This is a genomic window from Flavobacterium sp. GSA192, assembly GCF_006386525.1.
GTDB classification, from domain to species: domain Bacteria; phylum Bacteroidota; class Bacteroidia; order Flavobacteriales; family Flavobacteriaceae; genus Flavobacterium; species Flavobacterium commune.
Genome location: NZ_VAHC01000006.1, coordinates 1 through 12,810 on the forward strand (window position 1 = coordinate 1; position 12,810 = coordinate 12,810).

7 protein-coding genes are annotated in these 12,810 nt (G+C 35.5%); 1 reads left to right on the forward strand and 6 read right to left on the reverse strand.

Annotated features, from left to right (window positions below):
• Positions 1-397 precede the first annotated feature (397 nt).
• On the reverse strand, positions 398-1,075 hold the full coding sequence (locus tag FDM27_RS12765) for a DUF4294 domain-containing protein (RefSeq protein WP_071185609.1): 678 nt from the start codon (positions 1,073-1,075) through the stop codon (positions 398-400).
• An 82-nt stretch (positions 1,076-1,157) separates the two neighbouring features.
• Between FDM27_RS12765 and FDM27_RS12770 the strand changes: the two genes are divergently transcribed.
• Positions 1,158-2,246, forward strand: a complete 1,089-nt coding sequence (locus FDM27_RS12770; protein ID WP_140486980.1) for a M42 family metallopeptidase — start codon at positions 1,158-1,160, stop codon at positions 2,244-2,246.
• 82 nt (positions 2,247-2,328) lie between these two features.
• Here FDM27_RS12770 and FDM27_RS12775 read toward each other — a convergent pair whose 3' ends face one another.
• The 5 genes from FDM27_RS12775 to FDM27_RS12795 form a co-directional block, all read right to left on the reverse strand.
• Complete coding sequence (locus FDM27_RS12775; RefSeq protein WP_140486982.1) at positions 2,329-3,285, reverse strand: phosphoribosylaminoimidazolesuccinocarboxamide synthase; 957 nt, start codon at positions 3,283-3,285, stop codon at positions 2,329-2,331.
• A 345-nt stretch (positions 3,286-3,630) separates the two neighbouring features.
• Positions 3,631-4,461 carry an HAD family hydrolase gene (locus FDM27_RS12780; protein WP_140486984.1) on the reverse strand — a complete coding sequence of 277 codons (831 nt, stop codon included), beginning with the start codon at positions 4,459-4,461 and terminating at the stop codon, positions 3,631-3,633.
• Positions 4,462-4,650: 189 nt separating this feature from the next.
• Positions 4,651-7,554: a sugar-binding domain-containing protein gene (locus FDM27_RS12785; protein WP_140486986.1), complete on the reverse strand. Its 2,904-nt coding sequence runs from the start codon at positions 7,552-7,554 to the stop codon at positions 4,651-4,653.
• A 159-nt stretch (positions 7,555-7,713) separates the two neighbouring features.
• Positions 7,714-10,062 carry a beta-galactosidase gene (locus FDM27_RS12790; RefSeq protein WP_140486989.1) on the reverse strand — a complete coding sequence of 783 codons (2,349 nt, stop codon included), beginning with the start codon at positions 10,060-10,062 and terminating at the stop codon, positions 7,714-7,716.
• A gap of 313 nt (positions 10,063-10,375) precedes the next feature.
• Positions 10,376-12,805: a beta-galactosidase gene (locus FDM27_RS12795; RefSeq protein ID WP_140486991.1), complete on the reverse strand. Its 2,430-nt coding sequence runs from the start codon at positions 12,803-12,805 to the stop codon at positions 10,376-10,378.
• Positions 12,806-12,810: the final 5 nt, after the last annotated feature.

The following is a 12,810-nucleotide window of genomic DNA, read 5'->3' on the forward strand; positions in this document are numbered from 1 at the left end:
ATTTTAAAGAACGTCTGCGCTGTTGCGGGTGCAAAAGTAGAACCTTTATTCGTTTTGACAATAACTTTTCGAAACTATTTTGAAAGTATTTTTTAATCAACTGAAAACGTGGTTTTTATTTTTTAGCTTTTGTAGGATTTTGGAGTTTATCAGAAGTTGTTTCGCAGAGATACTCAAAGAAAACACAGAGATTCGCTAAGAGCTTTATCTAACAATTATAGCAACCAATATCATTTTAACCGCACAACCCTAGCCCCGATAGCAGCGGCATCCTCTTGTGGTAGCGACAGCGGACACAAGAGATATAGCGGATAGCGGGAAAGAGCTTCAAAATAAAAAAGCTTACACTGTAATATAAATATAGTGTAAGCTTCTTATATAAGGTATGATTAGATTTTTAAGGTTTAGCAGACAATTTAGATTCCCAATACTCATTTAACTTATCCACATCTACAGGAGTTGCTGCCGGCTGGTTTGGTAATCGACCGGTTTCAAAGGCTTCTTTGAGAATATTTTCTATTAAATAATCCTCGTTAGATTCAAAAGGTGCATATTCAGATTTCAAATTGATATCAAACATACTCGCTGCTGTATTAGACCAGAAAGCTTTCCAGCCACTTTTCAATTTCTTAATCAATTCATAAGTCGTTGTTCCTGTCTGGCGATGGATTAGCTTTACTAAAATTCGTCCCTGACTACGAGACAATTTTTTAAGCCTAGCTTCAAACTCATTAGTAAGATAGTCTTCAACTATTTTAAAATACCTTTTCTTTTCTCTTTCAGATGTAAGACGATCCATCCCTTTATTCAAATTCACCAGTCTATCAGCAGCTAATTTAGCATAAGGATAGGTTCTGTAAACACGACTTTGCAAAATGAGGTATTGCTTTTTAGCTTCAGGATCGAGTTTTTCATTTGAAATAATAATCTCAGGCAGTCTTATTGTATCACTTAATACACTGTCTTTTTCGGTCAGCACATATCCCATAGCATTGGGGTCATAAGGTACTACTCCCTGACTAAAACCATAAAATGATACAAATAAAAAGAATATTAAAAAATAAACAGATTTCATAAAGACAATATTTTGATGTAAAATTATACAATATCTATGCAACTGTAATAGCAAATTTATATTTTAGCGAAAAAATATTTTTATGAGTACAAAATCAATACTGAACAATGATTCAATGGCTTTTTTAGAAAGCTACCTTAATAATGCTTCGCCAACAGGTTACGAAAGCAGTGGACAAAAGATATGGATGAAATATCTTAAGCCGTATGTTGATACTTTTATGACCGACACCTACGGAACAGCTGTAGGAATCATCAACCCGGACGCTCCTTTTAAAGTTGTAATTGAAGGTCACGCCGATGAAATTTCCTGGTATGTAAATTATATTACCGAAGACGGTTTGATATACGTAATTAGAAACGGAGGTTCTGATCACCAAATTGCACCTTCAAAACGTGTAAACATTCATACTAAAAATGGTATTGTAAAAGGTGTTTTCGGTTGGCCAGCTATACACACCCGAAACAGAGACAAGGAAGAAAATCCAAAAATCAGCAATATCTTTATTGATTTAGGTTGCGAAACTAAAGAACAGGTTGAAAAACTAGGTGTTCATGTGGGGTGTGTGATTACTTATCCCGACGAATTTATAGTTTTAAACGAAAACAAATTAGTTTGTCGAGCTATCGATAATCGCATGGGTGGTTTTATGATTGCTGAAGTTGCCCGACTTTTGCATGAAAACAAAGTAAAATTACCTTTTGGATTGTATATTACCAATGCCGTTCAGGAAGAAGTAGGTTTGCGTGGTGCCGAAATGATTACACAAACCATAAAACCAAATGTTGCCATTATTACTGATGTGTGCCACGATTCTACTACTCCAATGATTGATAAGAAAATCGAAGGCGAAACAAAAATTGGTAAAGGCCCGGTTATTACTTATGCTCCGGCTGTACAAAACAATTTGAGAGACTTAATTATTACTACTGCCGAAGAAAAAGAAATTCCTTTTCAACGTCTGGCTTCTTCACGCGTTACAGGAACCGATACTGATGCTTTTGCCTACAGTAATGGCGGAGTGGCTTCGGCTTTGATTTCTCTTCCGTTGCGTTACATGCACACCACAGTCGAAATGGTACATAAAGAAGATGTTGAAAACGTAATCAAATTGATTTATGAAACGATACTTAAAATAGAGAACAATGAAACTTTCTCTTATTTTAAATAATACCGTTTCTAACAATTCATAAAAAAAGTCGCAATTTTCTATTTTTGAAATTGCGACTTTTGATTTTTAATTCTTTTCGAAATTATTTTTGGCCTGATAAATAAGCCAAAACATTCTTTTCGATTCTTTCATTGATGTTCGAAATATCAGCTTTTACAAATTTTTCTCCAATGATATTTTCATATAATTCAATATATCTGTCCGAAACCGTTTCGATATAAGCATCCGTCATTTCAGGAATTTGTTGTCCTTCTTGTCCTTGGAAACCATTTTCAATTAACCAACGACGTACAAATTCTTTCGATAATTGTTTTTGCTCTTGTCCGTTGTCTTGTCTTTCCTGATAACCTTCGGCATAAAAATAACGGGAAGAATCCGGAGTATGGATTTCGTCAATCAATACAATTTTTCCTTCTTTTGTTTTTCCAAATTCATATTTAGTATCCACTAAAATCAATCCGCGGCTGGCAGCAATTTCAGTTCCTCTTTGAAACAAAGCTCTGGTATATTTTTCTAAAACTAAATAATCTTCTTCACTTACGATTCCTTTAGAAAGAATGTCTTCTCTGGAAATATCAGCATCGTGTTCTCCATTATCGGCTTTTGTAGTTGGTGTGATAATTGGCTCCGGAAATTTATCATTTTCTTTTAGACCTTCGGCCATCGCTACTCCACAAATTTGCCTTTTTCCAGCAGCATATTCGCGTGAAGCATGACCTGATAAATAACCTCTAATAACCATTTCTACCTTGAAAGGCTCACATAAATGACCTACAGCAACACTTGGATCCGGAGTAGCAATCAACCAGTTTGGAACAATATCCTGAGTCAACTCCATGAATTTAGTAGCAATTTGGTTTAGGATTTGTCCTTTATACGGAATTCCTTTTGGTAAAACAACATCAAAAGCCGAAAGCCTGTCGGTTGCCACCATTACTAATAATTCGTCATTAATATTATAAACTTCTCTTACTTTTCCTCTGTAAACTGATTTTTGCCCTGGAAAATTAAAATTAGTAGTAGTGATTGTATTGCTCATTTAGATACGTATTTCGTTGATTTTATAAGAATGCAAATTTAGGATTATTTTAGACAGAAAAACAAAGAAAGTGATGTTTACTTTTGTGGCTTTTTTTGCCACAGATTAACACGGATTTTACAGATTTAAAATTCTGTTTTTCTAAATAATTTAACCACAAAAGTCACAAAGTTTTTTAACCGCAAAGAGCACTAAGGTTTCGCTAAGTTCACAAATAAAAAATTTGTATTAATCTATAGTTAAACAACTTAACTAAAAGATTCACAAAGCTTTGCGGTCTTTGCGCTGAAGAAAACACAAATCTCTGTATTCTTTGCGGTTAAAAAAACAATCATTACTTCATGTTTATTTAGACAGCAAACTCACATTATTCAATATTTTGTCAGCCAAATAATTAGCAACACCATCTTCATGATTTTTTAAAATTACTTCAAGGTGAGACAATTTATTTTTCAAACTATCAGGAGCATTACCCATCAATAAACCTTTAGCTGTAGAGGTTAGCATTCTTTCGTCATTATAACCATCTCCAAAAGAAACTGACTGATGAAATTGATAGTTTTCCATTTCTAAAATACGGGCAATTGCCACACTTTTATCAACTGATTTATCCATAAATTCCAAACAATGCGGCAAACTAAAAGCATGACTAAAAATATCAGGATGTTTCTCCAGAATCATTTCTCTTAACTCAATTAATTTCCCATGACTTTCGTGAGTAAAAAATATTTTAATTACGTCAAAATCGGTTACTTCTTTATAGTTTACCAATTCAGGAACATAATTCAGTTCTGTTTGAAATTCTAATAATTTATCATTGTGTTTATTGGTTTGCCAAACATTTTCTTTAAAAAGAACGGTAGTAAATTCGGCAGGAATATCCATTTCCAAAACCGATTTCACAGCCTCACTTTCCATGTTAGTGGCAAAAAGCAATTCTTTATTTGGTGCATGAATTCGGGCTCCGTTAGAAGTTACTAAATAAATAGGGAAACCTAAAGTTTCAATTATAGGCATGGCGTCTAAATGATGACGACCTGTAGCAACAATAATTAAATAATTCTGATTGTATAATTCTCTAAAAACCTCTTTGGTGTAATCTGAAATTCGGTGGTCACTGTTTAATAATGTTCCGTCTAAATCACTAATGATTACTTTTATATTTTCTTTTATCATATTCTCTTTCACTCTAATGTATTGCAAAAATATTGAAAATACACGGAAAACTCCCCCTAAACCAATTGAAATAACAGCAAATTAACGTATTACTAATTTTGACTTGACTGACTTTCCTTAAAATTTTCCATAAAAAAACTACGACTTAAAGTTAAAGTCGTAGTCCTTTATATTGCTATTGCTATTGTTTTACTTCACCTTATTCTGATTCGAATTGGGCTTCAACTCATCAGGGCTATCTTTTGTATAAGTTTGAAATTGTTCTTTGGATGGACTGACAAAAATATCCTGTATCACATCAAGAGTCAATTGATTTTTAGGGTTGAATTGATCTGAATTCATATAGTTTTGCAGTGAGAAAAACAATTCTCTCGAAGCGGGTTTATCTTGAACATCCGGTCCTAAATTAGCACTGCTCACTATAATTTTTCCTTTTCCCACTTGTGCTTCAAATACCAAAGCCAGTCTTCGGTTCATAAACCAGGTATCAATAGGTTGAATCAACGGACGAAAATCAGCCGGAAAATCTTCTAAATTCATCACCTGAGCACGGTTTTGAATATCCCACCACTGTAAATCACTATGGAAACTAGTTGGAAAATCAGCAAAAGCGGGACTTTTATCCTGAATTAGCATTCCTGTAACATGCGGCGGACGCATTTTAAACCAGGACGTATTCCAGAAAACGGGTAGAAAATGCATTTCTACTTCTTTCCCTTTCACCACTTTTCCTGATGCATTCAAAAACACCTTTCCACCATTATTCAGCACTTCTTTTGCTTTCGCATCTAACACATTTGTATAATAAACAGAAGAAGATATTTCAGGTTTTCTATTTGGATACACCCAAAAATCCCAATCGTTAGCAAAATCAGTACCATCTACTTTTACTTCTAATTTTAGTTGGGAAGCTGCTGTTATTTCGCTTAAAGCAAAATCAATATTGCCTGCAAAAATTCCATTTCCATTTTCGAATGTTTTAGGATCGAATTTTCCGGAAGAAACAGTTGCTCCTTTTTCGTTTTTAATGGTCCAACTAATTACTGCATTTTGCAATGGCGTTTTACCCGAGTGAAAAAGAACAATTTCAGCCTTAAAAGTTTCTCCATTATTGTAAACAAATTTTGGAATCTTAGCCAAGGGGACAGTTGAATTAGTAAATCTCGAATATTCTTTAGCTGTAACATATCCTTTTTCCTGAAAAAAAGCATCCAGCACTCCTACAAGAGCTGTTCCCTGACCTGGAAAATCCTGTAAACCTAAGGCTTGAAAACCTGCATAACCCGGCGTTCTTAACATTTTTTCGATTTCGCCTTTATAACATAAAACCTGTAATTTTCCGGAAGCATTTAGGAAATCTTGAGACTGATCGGCCATATTATGATCAGCTAAATCCTGACGGAACATCTCAAAGTTTTTAGCTCTGTAAACTCCTGTATATTTTTGAATTTCTTCGAAATTTGGAAAAACACAATACTGACCAATTTCATGTGCTACAAAAGGAACTTTAAACGGTGCAATTCCGGCACTAAAATCTGATTCGGTTTCCGGCATTTTTTTCCATTCTAAACCTCTTACACCACCACGCGACTGATATTCAGCATTAGGAACTACAGGCCAGCTTCCGCCTACTGACATTCCCGTATAGACTCTTCTGCTATCTTTTGCTTTCCAAAAATCAACAAAAGCATTCAGATATTTCACCTGATTTCCTGCTGGCTCATTTCCAGCTGATAACATCGTAAATGAAGCGTAATTACCATATTCTTTAGCCATTCTGGTTGTTTCATCATACAAAAACTGATCAATTGGCTGCCCCAACCCTATTTTAGGTCCGTGATTAGGCCAACTTGGTCCTTCCGGCTGTAAATAAATCCCAACCACATCAGCTGCTATAAAAGCCGCTTCCGGTGGACACCACGAATGAAAACGAACGTGATTTAACCCATAGGATTTGATTTTTCGAAAAATTTTATCCCAGGCATCTACTGTAGTTGCGGGATAACCCGTCAACGGAAATTCACAGTTATGCAAAGTTCCTCTCAAAAAAACAGGATTTCCATTGATTAAAAATCGGTTTCCTTCAATTTTGAATTCACGCATTCCAAACTGAACTTCTTTATTGTTTTCTATTCCTTTTCCAACCAAATTTACATCCAAATGATACAAGGCAGGATCAAATTCGTCCCAGCTCAGCATCCCTTTTCCAAAAGGTAATTCGATTTCAATAGTTTTAGCATCTGATTGAGCTACGACTATTTTACTCTCTATTTCCTTCGTTTTATCCGATTTAGAACTGTTGAAACTCTTTGCTGAAATAGCTATTTTTCCGCTAAAAATAGTTGGAGTACTATTATTGATTGTAATTTTTACTCGCGCTTTTCTGTTTTTTACATCCGGATAAATTTGTACATCATCTATATAAACGGGAGCAATTGCTTCCAAAGCTATTTTACCAATAATCCCGTTCCAGTTTCCCTGTGTATGATCAGTAATACTGTGCGAATCAGGTCCTACATTTAGTTCTTTGATGCTGTTGTTTATTCGAATAGAAATACGCTGTTTTCCTTCGGTCAAATAAGACGTTAAATCATACACATGCGGTGCCACTAAAGAGTTTTGCAATCCTACTTCTTTATCATTTACCCAAACTCTGGTTTCAATATGTGTTCTTTCTAAATGAAGAATAATGCGTTTGCCTTTCCATTTGGCAGGAATGTTCACTTCTTTTTGGTACCAGGCAGCTCCAACATAATGTTTTGCCGGTGTCAGCCAAAAAGGAATATGGATATTTCCCGGTTGACGGTATTTTTTTAAACTCGGTCTGAAATAAAAGGAACTATCATAAATAGATCCTGTCCACTTCGTTTTTAAAGTGATTTCGTCTCCTTTTAAAAATTCAGCCATCGAACCCGGTAACTTGATATTATCCGAAAGATTTCTGTTGTACCATTTTCCGGTAATTCCTTCGTCATTTCGATCAATTTCAAAATGCCAATTGCCATCCAAATTGATTACTTCGTCTTTTCCTTTAAAACTGCTTAAAGAAAATAGAATTGCCAAAAAGAAACAGACGTAATTTAATTTTTTCATAGTATTGTGTATTATTTTTAGTGCTACAATTAATCTTGTGAACATTTATTTTTTTAAACCATTAAGAAATTTAAGAAGGTTAAAAACACTGTAACTCTTCATTTACTTAATGAACTTAATGGTTTAAATCTTTTTATTTCATACAAATTTTATAGAACCTTATTTTTTAATTGTAAATGAGCTTGGTTTAATATAAAAACGATAGGTTTTTACATTTCCATTGGTACTTTTATCAGTTCGCGGCAGGTATTTAAATCCTTTAATTTTAACGCTTTCTTCCATGTTTACAACAAGCTGATGCGGATGTGGCGTTTTTGAAACCGTCCAGGCAGTCGACCAAAAAGTAGATTCTTGTTGGTCAAATATTTTTTCAGCCGAATAATTTCCTACCGAGACTTCTTCGCTATCTGCATAGGCAATTTTCCATTTAGAACGATTGACCGGCAAACCATCAGTGCCAATTAATTCCATTTCAGCAATACTGCTGCTGGTATCTTTAGGATTGTGAGAATTTAAGGCTTCAAAACAAAAATACTGCCCTTCGAATTCTTTTTCGAAAATGACTTCTTTCCAACCCTGACCACTGCTTAACTCTCCTTCGTTAACAGGTGTTTCAGCAGATAAATCCAAAGTTTCTCCTTTTTTACGGTGCAAAAGTGATTCGTCTACAACTATTTTGTCTAAAACAGGAACCGTTACTCCTGTAACCTGAGCTTGTTTTGGAGTTTCTAAATCAAGAATGATAATCTCATTTTTTCCTTTTTTCAACCAACATCCAGGCATAAACAAGGTTTGTTGTGGTCCAATTTTCCAATAACGACCAATATTATATCCGTTTACCCAAACCATTCCTTTGCCCCAAGAACTCATATCGATATAAGTATCGCCTACAGCATTCAATTCGAAAGTAGCTTTGTACCAGGCCGGACCATTAGCTTTGGCTTTTTTGAATTTCATTTTCTTCTGAAAATCATAATCTACCGGAAAATTAAAAACTTCCCAATTAGTCAGATTAGTAGCGGTTGAGCCGACTAGCATTTCTACTTTTTCAGTAATTCCTTTGCGGTCAATAATCGTTTTTCCATAATTAACCCGCCCTAAAGCATCTACTAAAATATCCAGAACATCGCCTTTTTTTGCTGCAGGTATTTTTAGGATGTTCTGATCTTTACGACGATCTAAATTTCCTATCAGTTTTCCATTGATATAAATAGCTGCCCAATCATGCAAATCACTAATTTTTATATCAAATGAAGTAGCACTTTCTGGCAATTTGGTACGATACAAAATGCGTCCCCAACCCTGATCAAAATTTTCCATTGGTTGGATTAATTCCGATTTATTGGCTTTTGGAAGATTTTCAAAAAGCGATGCCGATTCATTAAATGTAATTTTAGGAATCGAAATCATCGGATAATTAGCTGGTGGTTCCGGAATGGTTTCACCCGGATTCAGATAATTTTTCATTAAATCACGCACCGCATAAAACTTGTCTGTAGGTTGTCCTGCTTCATTAATGGGAGCATTGTAATCATAAGAAGAAACCATCGCACCAAAAGGAGGTGAATTTGCTCCGCCCCATTGCCCAAACGAAGTTCCACCATGCGCCATATACAAACTAAAGGATATATTGCGATCCAGCATGTCTTTTAAACTGCCTATAAAACTGCTGATGGAGCGGGTTTCATGCGCTCTACCCCAGTAATCAAACCAACCTGTCCAATATTCGCTGCACATGAGCGGCGCTTTCGGATAAATTTCTTTATACTTTTCAAACTGTTTGTCAATATTCGAACCAGCACCAAAATTCAATGCCGTATAAACTCCCTCGACATCGTATTTGAAGAAATTAGAACTCCAGTCGCAACGGAACAATTGAACCTTGTCAAATCCTGAAGCACGTACAGCATCTTTAATTTGATTCATATAACCCATATCATTCCCAAAAACACCATATTCATTTTCGACCTGAACCATGATGATATTTCCGCCATTTTGAATTTGGTACGGAGCCAATTGTTTCCCTACTTCTTTCAAATATTTTAAAGAACGTTCCATAAAATAGGAATCATTAGACGTTCGCACCTGAAGATCTTTCTTTTTCAATAACCACCAAGGCAAACCGCCCATATCCCATTCTGCACAAACATAAGGTCCGGGACGAACCACACAATACATTCCGTTTTTTTGAACGAATCGCACAAATTCGGCTACGTCTTTTTGTCCTGTAAAATCAAATTGATCCGGTTGTTGCTCGTGAAAATTCCAAAAAAGATAAATACAAATGGTATTCATCCCCATGGCTTTACACATTTGAATGCGTTGTTCCCAATATTCACGCGGAATTCGGGGAAAATGGATTTCACCAGCACGCACTAGAAATGGTTTTCCGTTTAATAGAAATGTTTTTTCTCCAGCCTCAAAAGTTCCGGCTTTTCCAGCAGTTTGCGCTTGAGTTGCCAAGGTCATTAAAAAAGCAATAGCAAGAATTATTTTTGATATTTTCATATATTAATAGTAATCTTTTTTTTTCAAAAATACATTTAGCAACTATCAAACCAAAATTAAAGATGAGTTAATTTTTGATTGTATTTATTTGATTCAACCCTATATAACATTTGGAACATAATACTGATGTTGGAAATTAACAGTTCGCTCCTCTGGAGCTTGTTTAGCTTACTCAATTTTGCTACAAACAGTAAGTCCCGATGGGACTAAAACAGCTCCGTTAACAGTAAACGGTTTGTAGCAGATAGCATTTTTTAAATAAAGTTCCAAAGGAGTGAGCTGTTTTTTACTTATGATCAGACAATAACAATTTCTATTTTAACTCAACATCTACCTTATATTCAACTGAAATTTGAGGCTGTTTTACTTCCAGAAAGCTTTTTTTATCACTAAAATCAGGCAATACTTTTTTGTCCAGATAACTCAAATAGGGAGCGTCTTTTTGCATGGGCATAAAATAAAAATACATGTCGGTTGTTTTTAAAGCTTCCTGATATCTTTTTAAACCTATTGTCCAGGGCTTGCTGGTATAAAGATCGTCTGTTTGCAACTCACCGTTCATCATACAAATTCCGCGATCACCACGGTAATCAAAAGTGATGAAAACATCATTTATTTTCGATAAATCAAGACTGCCTGCTTTTAACACAAAATGACTGTTATCAGCCTGAATCAATTGAATACCGGCAGCTACTTTAGGTACACTCACTTGCCAGGCACTGATATTTTTAATTGCTGATTTTCCTTTGGTCACTTTTCCATCCACCGAAGTAACATTGGCGGAAGCCGGAAAAGTATAAAAATCAATTTGTTCCTGATTATTACTAACCAACGTTATTTTTCCGGTATTATCTAATACTACTGCCTCACTTACCACTAATTTTTGATTATTATTTTCACCAATCAAATATGCTTTTTCTGCTTCACTTTTGGGTAAAACTAAAAAGGAAACGCCGTTTATTTCGAAAGTATTTGTTTTTCCAGCTGTACAAACTATAACTGTGTTTCCATTCCTGGTTAAGGTTTTAATTCCATTTACCTTTACTTTACCTTTAAGTACAATTTCAGGAGCAATACCATCAACAGAAACCATCATATTGTACTTTTTATTCGTATTTGTAAAACTACAAAATGGCTGTACCATTGCCATACGAATCGCAATTCCGTCATAATTAACATTAAAAGGAAAAATCGCCGAACTGCCCGATTTTAATGTAAAAGTTCCTGTCTGAGGAAAAGTTATTGCACCGGATTGGGTAGTAATATCAATTTTTAAATCTTTTAAATCTTTCGTTTCTAAATGATCCTGAAAATTATGCATGAACAAATAACCTTTGTCGCCATCTCCCCTTACCACATAACGCAAAGTACTGGTATCAGTTGCTTTGATACTGTCATTAGTCGAAGGCAATATTGGGTATAAAGGTGCTAAATCGTTACCATAGCTTTTCAAAAAGTAATTCATCAATTTTAAAGGGTAATAGCCGCTGCTTACATTTCCAAATTCGCCAATTGGAGCCTGATAATCATACGATTTATTATGAAGTCCCGCACCTTCGGTAAAAAAATAATTCCCAATAGAAGGTGTAGTTCCCCCATGATACATGTAAAACCCAAGTCCGTTAGTGCCACTTCCCACCGTACGAACCATCATAGGAAGAAAACTTTCACCCGGAACACGTGGACGTCGTGAATAAGTAACCGCCATTCCGGTTCCTAATTCGGCTGCCATAGATGGATATAAATTTACATCGTAACTCACTGGAGAATAATCGGGCTTTTGATGTATATTTTTAAACAAATAAAATGGCGACGGACTATTTCCAGCTGTCCAAAACGGATAAGCATAACCCGCCATAACCGGAATAGACCCTTTTTCGACAATAGTAGCATAACCCCAACCTGTAGCCGTATAAATAGGTGCTATTAAACCCGCATCAATGGCCAGTTTTTTTAGTGTTTTCATGTGGTCACGCCCTACATCGGCAAATTCATTCCCCATGGTATTGATACCTACTCCATCCTGAATAATCTTTTTATCACGTCCTGCAACAGTGCGCTCTTTAGGAGCATCCTGATAAGTAAATCCCCAAGGAGCTGTAGAATGCTGGTATTCATTTTCTAATTGCACACCAATAATAGGACCTCCGTCTTTAAACATAAGTCCTTTTAACTGTTTGCCTATTTCCTGATACAAGCGGTTGGTATAAAACAAATAGACCTGATCATTGCTTCTTACATCAATAGGACGACCGTACAACCAATCCGGTAAACCGCCATTACGAATTTCGCCATGAGCGAAAGGGCCAACACGCATGAGCACTTCCAAACCATTTTTGGCACACAATTCCGTAAATCGACGAACATCGAGATCTCCACTCCAGTTGAAAGTACCTTCCTTGAATTCATGCATGTTCCAAAACACATAAGTAGCTACAACGGTGATCCCACCGGCTTTCATTTTCTTTAGCTGCTCGTCCCAATATTGATGCGGATAACGACTAAAATGAAACTCCCCAATAACCGGAATAAAAGGTTTTCCATTACGTTCCAGATAAAAACTGTTTACGTCGATTTTATCACCTTTAGCATTACTTCCACCCAAATCAAGATGACCGCGCTTTACTTCGGTATTCACTTTAGTAATATCAATCGAATAATTCGTTTGTGCCGATATCGAAAAAGTACCTAAAACAACATAAGCAATACTCAATAGTGATTTCGAAATTTTATTTTTTTTCATAAATA